This window comes from Parasegetibacter sp. NRK P23 (assembly GCF_023721715.1).
Lineage (GTDB): Bacteria > Bacteroidota > Bacteroidia > Chitinophagales > Chitinophagaceae > Parasegetibacter.
Map to the genome: position 1 here is coordinate 948,147 of NZ_JAMDLG010000001.1, position 17,753 is coordinate 965,899.

Consider the following 17,753-nt stretch of genomic DNA (forward strand, 5'->3'; position numbering starts at 1 on the left):
TTACGCCTCAATTTTGCCCTATTATCAATTCATAAAACAAGACTAAAAAATGGAACAGTTCAATTTCAACAATGAGTTGTCAGGCAAGATTGCCCTGGTAACAGGCGGCACGAAAGGCGCAGGAAGCGCTATTGCAGAAAGGCTGGTACGGGCAGGCGCAACGGTGATTATTACAGCAAGAAACGCCCCTGAAAAAGAAAACGGCAACATGCACTTTATCGCTGTAGATTTAAGCAAGGCAGAAGGAGCGGCAAAAGTAGTGGGCGAGGTTTTGTCAACTTATGGAAGGCTGGATATTCTTGTGAACAACCTGGGTTCTTCCGCCACACCCGCCGGTGGTTTCGCCTCGTTAACCGACGAAGACTGGGTATCAACATTACAAGCCAACCTGCTTGCCCCAGTTCGGCTTGACAGAGGATTTTTACCGCAAATGATCGAACAAAAAAGCGGGGTCATTATTCATATTGCATCCATCCAGGGCAAATTGCCTTTGTATGATTCCACGTTACCTTATGCCGCGGCGAAAGCCGGCTTAAGAAATTACAGCAAAAGCTTATCCAACGAAGTCTCTCCCAAAGGTGTCCGGGTCCTGACCGTTTCGCCCGGATGGATCAATACAACAGCATCCGTGGCATGGTTAGGCGAGATTGCCAGAAATGCCAACATTACCGTAGAACAAGCTCAGCAAAACGTGATGGACGCACTGGGTGGAATACCTTATGGCAGACCCGCCGAACCGGAAGAAGTAGCCGAATTGATTGGCTTTCTGGTATCGCCAAGAGCCGCTTATCTCACAGGAACGGAGTACGTTATTGATGGCGGCACCGTACCAACCATTTAATCATTATTTAAAAGCTTACAAAATGAACTTACCTAAAGTGATATCTGATTTAGTAAAGGCACAAAACGATTTTGACAGTAAAGCCTACACTGCCTGTTTTTCCGAAACAGCCGTGGTAGTTGATGAGGGGAAAACCCACAACGGAAGAAAAGAGATAGAACATTGGATCGATGATGCAAACAAGCAATACAAAGCCGTAATGAACCCTGTGGGCTTTGAGGAAAAAGAAAACGAAACCCTTTTGAAGGCGGAAGTTTCAGGAGACTTTCCCGGAAGTCCGATTGTGTTGACATACCATTTACAAATCACTGATGAATTAATTCAGTACTTAAAAATTACAGGTTAACCAGGAATGGCTAGTTTTAGCCATTCTTTTTAAACCAAGAAAATAAATATACCATGTCTTATTGCGCGGCCATAGCAACCATGCAGCCAGGAGAAAAAAAATTGCTGCACAAAAACTATCACGACAAGCACTATGGTTTTCCAATTGATGACGATAATGAATTGTTTGGAAGGTTGATCTTAGAAATCAATCAGGCCGGATTGAGCTGGGAGACGATTCTGAAAAAAGAAGCATCTTTCAGAAAAGCCTACAGCAATTTCAATATCAAAAAGATGGCCGCATATACGGAGACGGACAGGGAAAGACTGCTGGCTGATGCAGGAATCATCCGGAACAAACTGAAAATAAATGCCGCCATCGAAAACGCAAAAACAATTCTTGCTTTGCAAGCAGCGTATGGCTCATTTGAAAAATGGCTGAAACACCATCATCCGAAAACCAAAGAAGAATGGGTGAAATTATTTAAGAAGACATTTCGTTTTACTGGCGGTGAAATCGTGAATGAATTCCTGATGAGCATTGGCTATTTACCAGGAGCGCATGCCGAAACTTGTCCTATTTATAAAAAAATCTTACAACAGAAGCCTATGTGGGCGAGACATTAGCCCAGGGGTAATTACGGAATAAGTAAATCAAACGAAAAGGAGCATTACATCAACTAAAAAAAGATTTATTTTTCTTAACATAACCCCGCCTGTTCAACCATCCCCATCATTGAACACAAACTTTGTTACACAAACAATTTCTCCTGTTTAACCTTCCTCCCATTTTACACTTGCTTAGTTCAAAAAAACACCACAACTGAACCCGTAAATTGTTGGAATTTATTTTTATCGCATTCTCCTGAAGTCCGCCACCAACAACCTTTTCAGCCAATCCGCTGTTTATTTTTACAAATTCAAAATCATGAAATCAGTAAAAAAAATCGCCTTGTTCCTTACCATGAGTTTATTCTCTCTGGGTGCTATCGCCCAGGCAAAATCTGATATCGTAACCATCGCGGCCGGTTCAGCGGACCACACCACATTGGTGGCCGCGGTAAAAGCCGCCGGACTGGTGGAAACGCTGAAAAGCAAAGGCCCCTTCACTGTATTCGCCCCCGTAAACGCCGCTTTCAACAAACTGCCCGACGGCACAGTAGAGAGCCTGTTGAAACCAGAAAACAAAGCCCAGCTGACCGGCATTCTTACTTACCATGTTGTAGCAGGAAACCTGGACGCCAAAGCAGTACTGGCAGCCATTCAAAAAGGGGGTGGCAAAGCGGTGCTCACCACAGTTGCCGGAAGTAAACTCACCGCTTCACTGGAAGATGGAAAAGTAACGCTAACGGATGGCAATGGCGGCAAAGCGATTGTTACCGCTACCGATTTGAAAGCCACTAATGGCGTGATCCACGTAATTGATACGGTGGTGCTTCCCGCCGCGGAATAGTTCAATCAGCATTCGGGAAATATGTAGCTGAAGTTTCACGTTAATAAAACAGGGTGTATCAAAATTACGGTACACCCTGTTTTTATTCAGGCCAGCGCATTTTAGTTTGTGGGATGCACGGCATTTCGTTTCAGTTTTTGTCATCCGCTTTTAAAGGAATATTGCGGTGGTGCAAATCCTTTGGAATACCATCAGTTAAACGCCTCCCTGAACGCTACAGGAGAAACATTCGTTTTCGTCTTGAAAAATTTGCTGAATGATTGTGGATGTTCGAATCCCAGCTCATACGCAATTTCACTCACGGATAAACTGGTGGTGGACAATTTCTCCTTCGCCTTATCGATTAACTTTTCGTGGATCAGTTGTTGCGTACTCTGCCCCGTAAGTGTTTTGAGCAATCCGCGCAAGTAACTGGGCGATACATTCAATTTATCAGAGATAAATTCCACCGTGGGTAATCCTTTATTCAGCAGGTCATCGCTGTTGAAGTAACCTTCGAGCATATCGTTGAGCCGGTCCAGTATCTGGTGGTTGGTGATTTTACGGGTGATGAACTGGCGTTGATAGAATCGCTCCGCGTAGTTCAGTAAAGTGTCTAGGTGCGCGATGATGATGCCCTGCGTGAATTTATCAATATTCCCGCTGCATTCCTGCCGTATATTGTCAACGATGGCATTGATGATCGATTGCTCCTTGTCCGATAAAAACAGGGCTTCATTTACCGCGTATGAAAAGTATTCGTATTGCTTGATTTTTTTCGCAAGCGGTGTTCCCCAGAAAAAATCAGGGTGAACCAGGAGCATCCAGCCAACGGGCCGTTCATGCGGATCGTGCTGCTGGCCGCTTATGACCTGGTTCGGCGCCACAAATGCCATGAAGCCATCGTCAAAATCATATTTCTGCTGGCCATACATCAGGTTATTACAATTCCTCTTTACGGAAATCATGTAGAAATCCAGCACGGCACTTAGACCGGGTGCAGATTTCATAGCACCACACTCGATAATACTGATGAGCGGATGTGATGGCGGCGCGAAGTCCTGCATTTTATGCGCTTGCGCGATAGAACTTACTCTTATGGGTGTATTCATTTTTTCTTTTTAAGATTTGAAAGGATATTTTAGCCAGATCAACACCAGGGGCAGGGCAAGAAACGGGATTTCTATCAGGGCCGTCCTGGTATCGCCGGCTTTCAGCGAAAGCGCCATGATCAGCAGGATAATGATAGCGTTGAGTAAATTTCCGAGAAAGAAAGTGCGCGAAAAAAACAACATCACCCCGATAAGGATCGACAATGCACCCAAATAGGGCAGCGCGGCTTTGGTAACACCTAACCGCTCCATCATTTGCCATTGTTCCGGACTCATTGGCCGGAAGGTATCGATGCCGTGCTTAATGCTGAGCCCGGCCGATACAAAAAGAAGTACTATACTAACGATTTTCAAAAGAGCGTTTTTATAAAGTTATTAAATGAAGGTGCTGTCGCGGTGACATTTTTTTGCTTACCTGGAAACAGGCCAACGCACACAAGATACTTGCCACGGGCCCGATCAGCAATCCCCAGCGCAGACCGTTTTCAATGTTGGCCCCGGTGGCGTAGTCGCTGATCAGCCCCACCAGCAAAGGTGCCAGGGCAGGCCCCACCAGGCTGGTGCCCAGCAACAGCATACTGCTGGAGAAGGCCTGTTTACCGGTTCCCGCAATGAGGTGTCCCACACCAAACGCGAAGGGCTGCGCGAACGCGAATGAAAACATGCCCGGAACCAGCAACGCGATGGCCAGGTTCGCGGAGGGCATAAACAACGCCGTGGTGGTACAAACCGCCGCCACCATAAATACGATAGCCGGCTGGTGTATTATTTTAACGGAATTATTCGCGACCGCTATGTCGAACAACCTGCCACCAACAAGGGTGGCTACGATGCCCATCAATCCCTGCAACAGTCCGAATTTCAGTCCCACCTCACTGGTGCTGAGCCCGTATGTCCGGATCAGGAACGGTGAAGTAAACACGTAAAATGGCGCCGAAGCAAAACCGACCAGATTGGCGGAAATGAACAGCCATAAAAAAGCCGGTTTTTTCAGGAGATTCCTGGCCGGGGCAATAAATCCTTCCATGCGCGCCCTGTTCAGTAACTGTCCATTACTTCGTTTCGCCAGCAGCATTGTTACCAATAGCGCAATGCCCAACCCCAGCGCTCCGGCAGCCATAAACGTGTTCCTCCACCCGATCCTGTCTCCGGCCCAGCCTCCCAGCGCGAAGCCCAGCATGGTGCCCAGCGGGATTCCCATCGAAAACAACCCGATCGCCCGGCCCCGGAACGATGCCGGAATTTTCTGCACGATCAACGCATGGCTCGCGGGCGTCCCCCCGGCTTCACCAAGCGCCACCCCCACACGCAACAACGAGAGCATCAAAAAACCGGAGGCCAGACCCGCCAAACCAGTCATGGCGCTCCAGACAACAACACACCAAACCAATACTTTTCCTGCTCCGCCCCTATCCGATATCCTGGCCAAGGGCAGGGCCGCCAGCGAATAACACACCGCGAAAGCCAATCCGGTAATCAATCCCAATTGTGTATCGCTGAGGCCAAGTTCCTTTTTTATGGATTCTCCCAATATAAAGGGCAGTATCCTGTCCACCTGGCTGAATATGCTCACCAGTACAAGCGTGGTTAGAAAGGCCGCTCTTTTCCAGCCGGATAAATAAGCGCTGCTTTCAATGTTGTTGTTCGTCATCAACCGGTTGATTTTGATTTTTTATAAGATGGTTACCACGCGCCGCTATTGCTCCGTGAAATAATCCGCACCGGCCCTGCCCGCCTGCTTTAGCAGGAATCCGGGCGCAACCCTGCTTAATACACGGATCAGCTTCGACAAGCCGGGATATACGGTGTGCCTGTCTCTTTTCATACCATTAATTGCGGCCTCCACAATTTTTTCCGGGGTCATCAGCATTTTTTCATTTACCGACCTGTCTCCCGTAAACTTATGGTTCAGCGGGGTGTTGGAACCTGGCGCCACCAATTCCATCACCTTCACGTTCGTATGCTTCAACTGAATTCTTAGCGTTTGCGTATAAGCGCGTAAACCAGATTTGCTTGCGCTGTAGATGGGCGCGATCGGGAAAGCCATCAGGGCAATACCCGAAGTTACATTTACGATCGCCGCGTTGGCCATTGTTTTCAGGTGGGGAAGGAACTGCTGCACCATCCTCACCGGTCCGGTAAGGTTGATGTCGATCTCACGCGTGATATCGGTGAGTTCATGGTTGTGGTGAAGGCTTATTTTACGCATTTCGCCCGCATTGTTGATGAGCATATTGAGTCCGGGAAACTGATCGATTACCTGGTGGTAAAGCGCCCGGATATCTTCCGCTTTCGCCACATCGCTTCTGTATGCATGAATGCCGGGCAGAAGCGTTTTTACTTCGTTTAGTTTATTCTGATCCCTTCCCGTGATGATCACCGTATTGCCCAATGCCAGGAAACGTTTGGCGAACTCCAGGCCAAAACCGCTTGTGCCGCCTGTTATGAGGATGGTATTATTGGTTAGTCTCATTGATTGATGATTAAGGTAAAAAACTGCTGTTACAATTCTATGCGTACGCCAAATGTTGGAAACACCCCCAGTCCCACATTATACACCCCACCTGTTTGCGGGAGGAATATCTCCGTATTCACGTTGAACTGGTTGTTGATATTCGCCAGATCGATAAACGCGGAGAACATCCCCTTTTTCATCAGTACATTGTAATCGACACGAAGATCCAGGCTCACATAATCGTTCAGCCTTCTTCCGTTTACGGCGGTTATTTCCTGGGCGTAACGCAGCACATCGGTATTGTTCAGCACATCTGCATGAACGATGTATTCATCGGCAGGGCGGCCCGTACTGTACCTGAATTTCCCCGAGAAAATCCATTTGTTGTTGGGTTTATAGCTGCCCAGTAAGGAGAAGTTGTGTGGAATACTGAAAGTGTAATCGTACTCGCCAAGACCATTATTGTCGTCCCTTTTACTTTCCTTGTAAGAATAGCTTACCTGTCCGTACCATTTCTGGGAAAGTCTTTTCGTAAGACTGATGTCCGCACCGTACGCATATCCGGTACCGTTATTATTGAGGTAACTCTGCACGCGGTTGGGCTGTACCACCACGTCATCGAATTGCTTGTGCCAGCCTTCCACCACCAGCTTCATATCTGTCGAGAACTGGTACTTGTACCCGAGTATATTCTGGAAGGTGCGTTCGTTCTTCAGGTTATTGGCGGCGCTCTGCCCCGCGATGTCGGAGAAAGCCGCATCCTGGTAATAGATGCCCGAAGCGAAGTTGATGCTGTTTTTTTCATTCAGCAATACGCTGCCGCTCAGTCTGGGTGAGATGGTATGCTGTTCGGTAAAGCCGGTATAATCGTAACGGACACCCGGGTTAAGCGTAAACCCGTTCGCGACTTTCCAGGAAAGCGTTACATAGCCGGAACCGTTGAAAGCATTGTCGTCGAACCTGGCGTTGTACAGCGCGGGATTCAATACCTGGTAGTATTGATCCGGTGCGGACCTTGTATCGGTGCTCCTGAAGGTGTAAACGGTATCGGTACGCTTTAAACGTCTTTCATAATCCAGGTTCATCATGGCGGCATCTATACCCGCGGTAAGTGTGACCTTGTTAAAGCGTTTGGTGTAAATGGAGCGGTAGCCGATTTCCTGCTGGTTGTTTTTGATGGTTCTCAGGTCATCTTCAAAGCGGCCATACTTCGGATCCAGCACCACACCTTCGTGATCCAGTAAGGGCGTAAAATGACCGAAGCTGTTGTCCACGGTGGAGGAACGGAAATAGAGTACATTTTTAATATAACTGCTGTTGTTGATCAACGTGCGCAGGTTCAGGCCTACCAGTCCCTTGCTGCCCCTGTGGTTAAAGAGCATGGTGCCCGCGCTGTTGTCTTCCTGTATGTTGTAGCCGGACTCAATATCGTCAATGCTCCTGGAGGGCGCCTCCGGATTGAACATGGCGATGAACGTGAGTTTGTTTTTGGCATTGAGTTGGGTGGTCGTTTTTACGAGGTAGTCGCCAAAGCCGATGCTAACGGGATTCGTTTGCTGCAATATCCTTTGAAGCAACGCGAAATTCTGGTAGCGCGCGGAAGCGAAAACACTGGTTTTACTGGAGAGTGGTCCATCGGCGATGAGTGTGGCGCCCAGCAGGTCGAACTGACCGGCGAACGACCAGTTTTCCCTGTTCCCTTCTTTTATACCCAGCCCCAGGTAAGAGGACGACCTACGCCCATAAACAGCGTCGAATCCACCATTCTGGAACTGCACATTGTCGATGATCCTGGGGGCGAATATGCTGAACCGCCCGCCATTGGGATCATTAAAGCCAGAGTTGAACCCTTCCGCTTCCAGGTGCGACAAATTGAACACCGGCATGTCGTCTACCATATACACGTTGTCCTGCGTACCTTGTCCGCGGGCGGCGATGGCTGAAAATTGCGCGCCGCTGCTTACCACGCCCGGTAAGCTCGACAAAGCCCGCATGATATCGCCCTGCGCGCCGGGATTGCGGAAAATCTCTTCCCTCGAATAGGAGAAAGTAGATACAGGTGTAAGTGGATTGTTCTCGCCCCTGAAAGCTTTCACCACCACATCGTTCAACTTCGCCACAGCTTCCATCAACTCGATTTCGAGGTAGGTGGTTTTATTAGGCGCCACCAGCAGTTCACTGATGTTCTTTTCCTGAAAGCCAATACTGGAAACGGTTACAGAAAATGTTCCCGCGGGAATATTGCGGATTTCAAAATTGCCCAGCGAATCGGTTACGGTGCCGGATTTTGTGTTTCCGATCTGAACGGAAGCCCCGGCAATGGGCTGTTTGGTCCCCTGGTCGATCACCTTTCCTTTGAAGCCACCCGGCGACTGCGCCTGAGACAGCACACTCACCATGCAGAGCAACATCGTGAATACGAGGTTTTCGGTTGTGTTCTTTCGTATCATCATTTGTTTGATTTTTGATGATACAAAAATGCCCTGCGCGAAAACAACGCATGAAGCCTAAACGACTATTGTTGTAGCCAAAAGTGATTGAAACAGTTTTTCTCCTGCCATCGTTCTTCCTAAAGGCCAGCTAAAACATGTCCCCTCTTTACCCCGTGGCTACTGCGTAATTATATCCACTTCAGCATAGCCCGCCCGGTTATTATCCGCCGTATTTTTCAGCGCCTGCAGTTTAATGTAACGCGCCTTCCGCACCTGGAACTTTTTGGTTTGCCAAAGCGGATTATTCCTGATATTGGAAAACTCTCCTTCATCTGCAAGTGTCCAATTCGCCCCATCATCTGAAACATAGAACCGGTAATGCGTAATGATGCCCGAACCCCATTTGCCCTGCTCCGGCAAATACCGGAAGCCTGCCACCGCATGTTCTTCCCCAAGGTCAATGACCAGTTCATTGGGAATACCATCTTTTCGCTGCTGGTGCCACGCGGTGGTGCTATTACCATCCAATACCGCGTACGCTTTGGTATCATTCGTTCCAACGAGTTTCCATTTGCTTTTTGAAACATCGAATTTTTCCATGGTTACCGGACCCGCTTGCCCGGAGGCTGGATCAACGGCTATCGACCTGATTTCCATTTTTCCATCGGCCTGAAATGCACCGGAATATTTTTTCGAACGGGTAGTAGGCACTTTTCCATCCAACGTATAATAGAAAACGGGACCAATATCGTTTGTAGTGATGCTTACTTTCCCCGACTGATCTCTTGTAACCGATGGCGCGTTTAAAAACAAAGGCGCATTGTACAACCCGATGGTTGAAATGGCAGGACACGCCTTCGCATCTTTTATATTGAAACGCAGCTTTGAAGCTTTCACCCCGGGAAAACGAAGGATACGTTTGTACCCGATGGTAGTTCCGGCCGCGACCTCCTTCCAGCTACCATCCGCAAAAACCTCCACGGTAAACGACTTTACGCGTTGCCCAAGCGAAATACGCTCCTGCACCAGGAACCTGTTGAACACCACCGGCGCGGGAAGGTCCAGCACCAGCGAAGCGGTTGTAACGCCATCATCAGTGGCCCAATAGGTAGCAGGATTTTTATCAATTGCCATAGCTGCACCGAACCGCTTATCGTTTCCCCGGACATGTTCAGCGCTGGCCGAAGCTTTCAACGCCAGATTGTTGGCGAAGGTCTTCTTCACGGCGGCGGCCATTTCCAGCGCCGCAAGTTCATCTGTTTTATGGATCAGGCCGTTCGGCATAATGGGAAAATTGAGCAGCAGGGTTCCGTTGCGCCCGATAGAATGGTAATACGTATCCATCAGTTGCGGCACGGTCTTTACTTTGGTGTCTTCATCAGGATGGTAAAACCATTCTGGCCGGATGGACGTATTCACTTCGGCGGGCACCCAGGCATCGCCGTTTTCCAGGCCAAAATGCAGCATACCCCAATCGGGTTCCCCCTTCTTGTTGAGCAGACTCCAGTTGGTTTCTCCCACATAGCCTTCTTCCGTTCCCACCCAGCGCAAATCGGCACGGTCGCCACCATCGTTCCAGATCACGCAATCTGGCTGAAGTCTCCTGATGATCTTATAGGTTTCCGGCCACTGGTAGTAGGTGGCTCTGTCGATCTTCCTGTTCTCATCGGCTCCGCCGTAATATCCCGTTCCTCCATTCGCGCCATCGAACCATATTTCGAAGATGGGGCCGTATTGGGTAAGCAATTCCCGGATCTGATTCCTGAAATAGGTGATGTATTCCGGCTTCCCGTAATCAGGATGGTTTCTATCCCAGGGAGATACATAAATCCCCAGTTTCAACCCATATTCTTTACAGGCATCCGCCAACTCACGCACCACATCACCCTTACCGTTTTTCCAGGGCGCATTCTTAACGGAGTACGCCGTATATTTCGATGGCCATAGGCAAAATCCGCTGTGGTGCTTCGCCGTAACGATGATGCCTTTCATGCCCGCCTGTTTGCAGATCCGCGCCCATTGCCTGCAATCCAGTTTTTCGGGATTGAACAGGTTGATGTCTTCGTTGCCATAGCCCCAGGACTGGTCGGTATAGGTATTCAGGGAAAAATGCACAAATGCGTAATATTCCATTTCCTGCCACCGCAATTGGTTAACGGTGGGGATGGGCCCGACAGGAGCCGGCGCTTTTGTTTGCGCGAATGTTGGGCATGCTGCAAACAGGGCAAGCAAACCCATTATAAAAGACCGTCTAATCATGTTGCTGTTATTTTCTTCCGCTGCATTTATTATTTACTGTTACCGCATCTTTCGGATCACCAATTTAATGCTTCCGCTGAATATCTTAGAACTGGTTCAATCCGTCAAAATAATTCAGCATTACCTATCATGCTTTTTTCATGCCCAATTTTCAGCAAACAGTCCGTTCCGTTTGTAGCCTTTCTGACAAACCTGGTGCATTCTCCCGGAGGAGCGGTAACCAAACAACAACCAGGGATAAACGCCGCAACGATATGGTTTCCCCTGGACCAGGTTACATTCATCTTTTATACTTTACTTCTTGCTTTTAATAAGTTTCACCAATACCACGTCGTTCTCCCTGATGTCCAGTTCGTGGGAGAAATCTTTTCCGGATTTCACTGATATCCTGCCGGTGAATACGGGGCTGCCATGGTTTTCATTCTTCAATTGCCGCACCTGGTGTTTGTTCAACTGATCGGGTCTTCCCATATCGATATAAGCAGTATGAGCGTCGTTGATACGATAGCCCACTTTATATACTTCCATGGTATAATTTCCCGCGGGGATGTTGGAGATATTTATTTTTACGGAGCCTTTTGATTTTGCCGGAAGGTCCTGGATATAGTACTTCTGATTGTGCACGGAATCACCGGGATGGGTATTCGTAAAATCCCAGAGCAGCAACTGAACATCGCCCTGCTCATTTTTACATGCCCATGAACGGGTGTCGGTATTTACCAGTTCGGTTCCACCGAGTTTATTAAGGTACTGGTATGCGTAGAAAGCGGGTTTGTTAATGCCCTGAATGGTGAGCAGCCCGAAGCCACCGTGAAACGGTGTGAAGCGCGGACCGGGTTCTTCGAAGATATCGGTGAACACCCAATACGACATGGATTGCGCCGCATCACCCACCTGTTTCAGTTTGTCGAGGATGTAGGCTGCTTCGTGGTAACTGTCGTGCAATGGATCGGCGGGTGTATAAGAAGAACTCCATTCCGTATAATGCAGTTCCAGGTGCTTCATGGCTGATTCGGAGATCTCTTTCCTGGACTGCATCACATCTCCGCTTACAGAAAGAGAATCTTTGCTGAGCACCGTTCCACCCTGCCCGAATTCATCCAGGAATCCCTGTTTCACGCCATATGCGTGGGTGCTGATGAAATCGATGGGTATATTGTTTTTATGGCAGAAGTCTATCATTTCCGGTTCCCATGCCGCGCCTGCCGTTCCTGGTCCACCCACCCTGTAAGCCTTGTTCACTTTTTTCACCGCGTTGGCGGCATATTGGTACAATTTGAAATAATCGGCCTGGGAGCCGGTCCAGAACCCGGGGGAAAGGTTGGGTTCGTTCCATACCTCAAAATACCAGGTCTTCACTTCTTCTTCGCCATACCTTTCTTCGAAATGACGCACCAGGTTTTCCACCAGGCCCGCCCATTTTTCATAATCCCGGGGCGGCGTAACATTGCCTTTCCACCAGAAGATCGTTTCGGGACCGCTGGCCAGCGCATTGGGCATAAAACCGAGTTCCACGAATGGTTTCATGCCAATGCTGTGCAGGAAATCGAACAGCGCATCCACGTACATAAAACTGTATTTCGGTTGACCTTTACTGTCAGTTGTATAAACAGCCATATCATCGGTGAGCAGGCCGTGCATCCTGATGTATTTAAACCCGCACTGTTCCTTTACATAGGCCAGTTGCTGCTGCCAGTCGGCGCGCAACCCTTCGTTGGCCCTGCCTGCGCCTACGCATTCCTTGAACATGGTGTTCATGGCACCCTTTGGCTTGTTGTAGTTTACTTCGATGGCACGCTGGCCATAGCTTGTAAGGGTCAGCAAAAAGCCTGTTGCTGCTGCCAGCATTTTTCTAAATTCCTTTCGGGGCATAAAATTTTATCTTTTTGAATAAAAAATTTCAATGAATTGTGTCGTCAAAAAAGCATATTGCCTGTTGCGCCTATTTGTACAAGTTGCAGTTGCTGCTGCTTCATTCAACACAAGCTTTCAGAACACTTTCCAAACCAATACTCCGGCTGGTTTCAGCGTTTTTTCCCCCACAAGTATCTTACTGTTCTCCGGCAAGTTCATCGTGTAGCTTTCCGAAGCGTAGTTTACGGCCATATAAAAACCATCCCGCCAATAAACATAAACACCTTCAGGATAATTTTCAGTACTGGCACCCGCATCGTTAAGCGTTTGCTGCAATACAGTTTTTTCGAGTTCCGCATCGTCGGTATCTACCCCGACATAGGTTACAGAACCCTTTCCTGACTTACGTTTCACGATGGCGGCCATACCTTTGTAAAACTGGTCATTATAGGTTGCGACGATTTCAGTTCCCTCGAATGGCGCTAATAGGTCGGCCCAGTTGTTCCATTTATAGTGGCTGCCGTTCAATACAATGTCGCCTTTCCCATGGCCTGATAACATATCGGTTGCTTTTACCCGTGCGCCGATTAACTTTGAGATGGGCGCGGCTATCGGCCCCTCCCAAAAATGTCCATCACGATTTTTGACAGCGGTGCGGCAGGTAACCAATAAATGTCCGCCATTGGCTGCATAGTCCGCCCATTTTTTTACGAGCGCTTCATCGGCGAGTTCATAAGCCGGTATTATCACAAATTTGTAAGCCGACAGGTCGGCTGTTTCGGGCACAACATCAACAGGGGCTCCCAGCGACTTTGCCATTTCAATATATTTCACGGGAAAATTCCATGTATCCCATTGGTGGGTTTGTTTTTGCCGGTCGATGCTCCAATAGTTTTCGACGTTCCAAACAATGGCTGTTGACCTGGCCTTCATTTGTTGGGGCATGGCCTCACCTGGCCTGTACTGTTGGCGCAATTCTTTTACCTCCTTCATAAACCGCCTGTAGTCCTCTCCCCCCGGCGAAGGCGTAACACCATCGGTAAGCATGATACCCGCATGGTATTGCTCGGAACTGTAGTTGATTTGCCGGAAACGGTAGGAACAGGCGATTCGCCCGCCCGCCGCAAACGTGTGGTAGAGCCACATACGCACTGTTCCTGGTAAGAGCAGCGGGTTGTAACTTCCCCAATTAACCGGACCGGGCTGCATCTCCATTACACCTGATACTCCCCCAACAGATTTGTAATAATCAGCTGCAAAAAGAACGGCCCTGGCGTTCCCCAGCCTGAAGCCCTGGTTACCGATATTATCGCCGCCGCCGTTCGGATAAGCGGTGTAAGTGGCAAAATCCAGCTTACGGGTACGCATGGCATCGGCACCGGTACATACTGCGGTGTAATTGGTGGTGATGAACTGGGTTTCAGCGATATGGCTCCGCAGGGCCGCGGCCTGCATGTCGAGAAATTCCGCCTGGGTATCGGCGGAGTATCGTTTGAAATCGAGCAAGGCATGTGGATTGTTGCCCCACCAGCCCACCAGGTTGGTATTGGGTATAATAACCTGTCCAAAATTATTGAACCACTGACTCCAAAAAGCCGTTCCCCAGGCTTTATTCAGCGCACCAATGGTTTTGTATTTCTTTTGCAGCCATATTCTAAAGGCCGCCTGTGACGCGGGACTATAATCAGCCACGGCGCCGGGCTCGTTGTCTACCTGCCAGCCGATTACATGCGGATTCGTTCCATAACGCCGGGCCATAGCCGCCACTACTTTGCGCACGCCATCTCGGTATTTTTCGCTCACCATCGAGCCCAGTCCGCGGGTGCCATTTTCAGCCCTGATGTAGTGCCCATCCATTATAAAGGTTTCAGGATAATTTACACGCATCCAGGTTGGGGTGGTAGCCGAAGGCGTACACAACAATACCTTCAGGCGATACTTTATACACAGGTTCACTACTTTATCGAGCCAGGAAAAATCAAATACCCCTTCGGTTGGTTCCATTTTGTACCAGGCGAATTCAGCCAGGTGCACAAATTCGAATCCCATGTTCGCTATGGTGGAAATATCTCTTTCCCACTGGCTTTCCGGCCAGTGTTCAGGGTAGTAATATATTCCTGTATTTACCAGGTCGGCATCTTTAAAAAACGGTGATGATGTTGGTTGGGCCGCAGTAAAAAGGACCGTGGTAACAAAGGAAAGAAGCAGCGGAAAAACTCTCATCATAACGGATTCATTTTTATACATTGCCGGACATTCGGGTTTAGAGCATTTGTTGAAACGGATGGGGCATGCTCATTTTTTACTTCCCTTTGTTAAAGCATCAATAGTTCTTTTGTCTTTCAGGTTAAAGTGCAGCCTGTCTATGGCCCCGCCGGTATCCCACCAAAAGGGTTTCAAACCGTGGGCAATGGCTTCACGGGTTACAAAAGCTATCCAATGGTCTATGGCATCGTTGTGCCTGGCCATGTCTGCGGGTTGGCGTCCGGGTTTGGTTCGTCTGAAAGCGCCGTATTCTCCCATGATAACCGGTATACCTTTGTCTGTGAACTTCGCTTTCATCTTACCGAACAACTTCAGGATATCCTTTTCTTCTCCTCCGTTGGCATTGCGGGAGGGTTCGAGCGTGGAATGGTGGCCGGCGCCCCAGTAATAAACCATGTTCCCCCAATCGGCATCACCATCCATCAGACAAAATTGAAAAGGGGTATAAAAGTGCACTTCCACCATCATGCGGTCCTTTACCTTATCGGCGGGCAGGCGAACAAACAGGCTGTCGGTTTTTTCAATATCGGTACATGGCCCCTGCACTACCAGTACCCTGTAACTGTTTCTGCCTCCTGTGGCGCGCACCGCATCCACAAAAGTCTGGTGGTAGGTGTCCAGGATGGTCATCTGTGTGGCATTTTCAGCGGGCGGCTCATTGGAGCCCGCAAACATCAGGTGTTCATCAAAATCGCGCATGGTGGTGGCAATCTGTTCCCAAAGCGCTTTTTGCCTTGCGTTTACCGAATCCTGTTTTTCCCTGCTGATGTTGTGGTCGAGCCAGCCGCCATCCCAATGGATGTTCAGCAATACATACAAATCATTTTTCACACAGTAGCCCACCACTTCTTTTACCCGTTTCAGCCAGTCCGGATCGATTCTGGCAGTGCCTTCATCAACCAAATGATGCCAGTTCCAGGCGCAGGGCAATCTTATCGCGGTGAACCCCAGCTTCTTTACCGTTTTTATATATACTTCTGTTATCACCGGGCTTCCCCAGCCGGTTTCGCCGCCCGGGGCTTCAAAAGTATTGCCGATGTTCCAACCCAACCTGAACTTTGCGGCCAGCTGTACCGCGTTACTGCTCATCCCGGTACTATCGGGCGCTTTAGGCGATACATTATAGGATGGATAAACAGGTTGTTTTGAAGGGTATTCCTTTTTTACGGAGAATCCTGAACAAACCAAAAAAGCAGCGATACTGATTGTACAAAATACCTTGTGGATACACATACGAACACGTTTTCAATTCATCTTTTAGGAGAACCAATACAACTTCGAACACCCTACTCTGTTAGAGCGCCGCTTTGATGGCATCCAGTGTTTGCTGATCCCTGACTGCATTGGTCACCCGGTCAAAAACGCCGCCGGTTTCCCAGAAAAACGGCTTGGCACCAATGGCGAGACATTGTTTGGTCAGAAAGGTGTACCACGCGTTTACCGAAGCATTGTGTTTTGCCAGGTCAAGTGGTTCGTGTCCATTCGATGTGCCTTTTCTCCTGTTGGCGGAGTATTCCCCCATCAACAGGGGAATGCCTTTGTCCACATATTCTTCCTTAAGTTTTTTGAAACTGGCCAGTTGTTCTGCTTCCTCGCCATAGTTGGCGTTGCGGTAAGCGCTGTCGATAGTGGAATGGTTGCCGGCACCCCAGTAGTAGAAGATATAACCCCATCCACCTTCGGAAGGATCGGCATTGAGGATCGAAAAATTGCTTGGTGTGTAATTGTGAAATTCAAACGCCAAGCGGTTGGGGGTGGGGTCGGTTGGGAAATACCTGTCTGGTTGAATAAACTCTTCCGGGCCCTGGATGGCGATCGTCCTGTACGTATTTTTCCCGCCCGTGGCGCGCACCGCATTGATGCAGGCCTGGTGATAGGCCACCAGGTTTTTGGCTTCCAGGTCATTCTGTACATTAAAAGGTTCGTTGGCGCTGGCAAACATCACGTGCTCGTCGAAGTCGCGCATGGCCGTGGCGATCTGTTCCCAGTAAGCGGTCTGGCGGGCAATCACCATATCTTTTTTACTTTCAGCCGTATTGCCCGCACCTTCCAGCCATCCACCATCCCAATGGATATTTAACAACACATACATATCGTTGCTTACGCACCACTGTACTACTTTTTTTACCGAGTCCATCCAGAGCTGTGGGATTTTAGCGGTCGCGTTATCGCCGCCATGCAAATACCATCCGCATGGGATCCGAATGCCGTTAAAACCCTGTTGTTTTAGCATTTTGAAATAGGGCTCTGTTGGCGCAGGATTGATGTTCACCAATTCCAGTGTGTTCCCGAGGTTCACCCCCAAACTGATTTTCGCGATCAGTTGCGCGGCGGTACTGCCCATTCCTGTTGCATCCGGCGGCAGCGGCGAAGTATTATACCCTGGAAAGATATATGGGAACTGATAAACGGTTATTCTTCTGGAAACACCATCACTGGTATTTACCGTGATGTGCTTCGTTCTGCTGGCACCAGTTTTGTTGGTATCCGACACCGCAATCTGTAAGGCGGCATCGCCCGCGTTGCCCGAAACAGCATTCAGTTTGATCCAACCCAGCCCGGCCGTATCTATGCTCCAGGTCGTGTTGCTGCTGAAGCTGATGGAACGAACGCCACCGGTAGCTGCTACCGAGTCGGTTAGGTTTTCCAGTGTAAACTGTCCGTCATCATTTGTTTTCTTGCAGGATGCCGTAGAAAAAAACACTACAACTAAGGTGATTAAACCCGTGAGAATATTTTTCATTTTCATGTATTATTTTTTGGAATGAACAGGGAGCAG

The 17,753-nt window shown here is 48.8% G+C and carries 14 protein-coding genes; 4 read left to right on the forward strand and 10 right to left on the reverse strand.

The window, feature by feature from the left end:
* Nucleotides 1-49 precede the first annotated feature (49 nt).
* From M4J38_RS03865 to M4J38_RS03880, 4 genes are all read left to right on the forward strand, one after another.
* Nucleotides 50-841 (forward strand): SDR family oxidoreductase, encoded by a 792-nt coding sequence (locus tag M4J38_RS03865; protein WP_251758213.1) that lies wholly within the window; start codon nt 50-52, stop codon nt 839-841.
* A 22-nt stretch (nt 842-863) separates the two neighbouring features.
* Complete coding sequence (locus tag M4J38_RS03870; RefSeq protein WP_251758214.1) at nt 864-1,187, forward strand: nuclear transport factor 2 family protein; 324 nt, start codon at nt 864-866, stop codon at nt 1,185-1,187.
* A 53-nt stretch (nt 1,188-1,240) separates the two neighbouring features.
* Nucleotides 1,241-1,792 (forward strand): DNA-3-methyladenine glycosylase I, encoded by a 552-nt coding sequence (locus M4J38_RS03875; protein WP_251758215.1) that lies wholly within the window; start codon nt 1,241-1,243, stop codon nt 1,790-1,792.
* A gap of 301 nt (nt 1,793-2,093) precedes the next feature.
* On the forward strand, nt 2,094-2,618 hold the full coding sequence (locus tag M4J38_RS03880) for a fasciclin domain-containing protein (RefSeq protein ID WP_308217809.1): 525 nt from the start codon (nt 2,094-2,096) through the stop codon (nt 2,616-2,618).
* A 191-nt stretch (nt 2,619-2,809) separates the two neighbouring features.
* Here M4J38_RS03880 and M4J38_RS03885 read toward each other — a convergent pair whose 3' ends face one another.
* The 10 genes from M4J38_RS03885 to M4J38_RS03930 all read right to left on the reverse strand — a co-directional run bounded on the left by M4J38_RS03885 (nt 2,810) and on the right by M4J38_RS03930 (nt 17,723).
* Nucleotides 2,810-3,709 carry an AraC family transcriptional regulator gene (locus M4J38_RS03885; protein ID WP_251758216.1) on the reverse strand — a complete coding sequence of 300 codons (900 nt, stop codon included), beginning with the start codon at nt 3,707-3,709 and terminating at the stop codon, nt 2,810-2,812.
* A gap of 9 nt (nt 3,710-3,718) precedes the next feature.
* Nucleotides 3,719-4,063 (reverse strand): hypothetical protein, encoded by a 345-nt coding sequence (locus M4J38_RS03890; RefSeq protein WP_251758217.1) that lies wholly within the window; start codon nt 4,061-4,063, stop codon nt 3,719-3,721.
* A gap of 10 nt (nt 4,064-4,073) precedes the next feature.
* Nucleotides 4,074-5,360 (reverse strand): MFS transporter, encoded by a 1,287-nt coding sequence (locus M4J38_RS03895; protein ID WP_251758218.1) that lies wholly within the window; start codon nt 5,358-5,360, stop codon nt 4,074-4,076.
* Between the two features lie 45 nt (nt 5,361-5,405).
* Entirely contained in the window at nt 5,406-6,182 is a 777-nt protein-coding gene (locus M4J38_RS03900; protein ID WP_251758219.1) for an SDR family oxidoreductase, read from the reverse strand.
* Nucleotides 6,183-6,211: 29 nt separating this feature from the next.
* A complete protein-coding gene (locus M4J38_RS03905; protein WP_251758220.1) occupies nt 6,212-8,617 on the reverse strand; it encodes a TonB-dependent receptor in 2,406 nt (801 codons plus the stop codon).
* Nucleotides 8,618-8,773: 156 nt separating this feature from the next.
* A complete protein-coding gene (locus M4J38_RS03910) occupies nt 8,774-10,855 on the reverse strand; it encodes an alpha-L-fucosidase (protein WP_251758221.1) in 2,082 nt (693 codons plus the stop codon).
* Between the two features lie 294 nt (nt 10,856-11,149).
* Nucleotides 11,150-12,727: a glycoside hydrolase gene (locus M4J38_RS03915; RefSeq protein WP_251758222.1), complete on the reverse strand. Its 1,578-nt coding sequence runs from the start codon at nt 12,725-12,727 to the stop codon at nt 11,150-11,152.
* A gap of 117 nt (nt 12,728-12,844) precedes the next feature.
* Nucleotides 12,845-14,935: a beta-galactosidase gene (locus M4J38_RS03920; RefSeq protein WP_251758223.1), complete on the reverse strand. Its 2,091-nt coding sequence runs from the start codon at nt 14,933-14,935 to the stop codon at nt 12,845-12,847.
* A 69-nt stretch (nt 14,936-15,004) separates the two neighbouring features.
* Entirely contained in the window at nt 15,005-16,207 is a 1,203-nt protein-coding gene (locus tag M4J38_RS03925) for a glycoside hydrolase family 5 protein (protein WP_251758224.1), read from the reverse strand.
* Nucleotides 16,208-16,268: 61 nt separating this feature from the next.
* Entirely contained in the window at nt 16,269-17,723 is a 1,455-nt protein-coding gene (locus M4J38_RS03930; protein ID WP_251758225.1) for a cellulase family glycosylhydrolase, read from the reverse strand.
* Between the last annotated feature and the right edge of the window lie 30 nt (nt 17,724-17,753).

Bases quoted from the DNA above. Each gene is read 5' to 3' on its own strand.
- M4J38_RS03865 (WP_251758213.1), top strand. From the start codon at position 50: ATGGAACAGTTCAATTTCAACAATGAGTTGTCAGGCAAGATTGCCCTG.
- M4J38_RS03870 (WP_251758214.1), top strand. From the start codon at position 864: ATGAACTTACCTAAAGTGATATCTGATTTAGTAAAGGCACAAAACGAT.
- M4J38_RS03875 (WP_251758215.1), top strand. From the start codon at position 1,241: ATGTCTTATTGCGCGGCCATAGCAACCATGCAGCCAGGAGAAAAAAAA.
- M4J38_RS03880 (WP_308217809.1), top strand. From the start codon at position 2,094: ATGAAATCAGTAAAAAAAATCGCCTTGTTCCTTACCATGAGTTTATTC.
- M4J38_RS03885 (WP_251758216.1), bottom strand. From the start codon at position 3,709: ATGAATACACCCATAAGAGTAAGTTCTATCGCGCAAGCGCATAAAATG.
- M4J38_RS03895 (WP_251758218.1), bottom strand. From the start codon at position 5,360: ATGACGAACAACAACATTGAAAGCAGCGCTTATTTATCCGGCTGGAAA.
- M4J38_RS03900 (WP_251758219.1), bottom strand. From the start codon at position 6,182: ATGAGACTAACCAATAATACCATCCTCATAACAGGCGGCACAAGCGGT.
- M4J38_RS03905 (WP_251758220.1), bottom strand. From the start codon at position 8,617: ATGATGATACGAAAGAACACAACCGAAAACCTCGTATTCACGATGTTG.
- M4J38_RS03910 (WP_251758221.1), bottom strand. From the start codon at position 10,855: ATGATTAGACGGTCTTTTATAATGGGTTTGCTTGCCCTGTTTGCAGCA.
- M4J38_RS03915 (WP_251758222.1), bottom strand. From the start codon at position 12,727: ATGCCCCGAAAGGAATTTAGAAAAATGCTGGCAGCAGCAACAGGCTTT.
- M4J38_RS03920 (WP_251758223.1), bottom strand. From the start codon at position 14,935: ATGATGAGAGTTTTTCCGCTGCTTCTTTCCTTTGTTACCACGGTCCTT.
- M4J38_RS03925 (WP_251758224.1), bottom strand. From the start codon at position 16,207: ATGTGTATCCACAAGGTATTTTGTACAATCAGTATCGCTGCTTTTTTG.
- M4J38_RS03930 (WP_251758225.1), bottom strand. From the start codon at position 17,723: ATGAAAATGAAAAATATTCTCACGGGTTTAATCACCTTAGTTGTAGTG.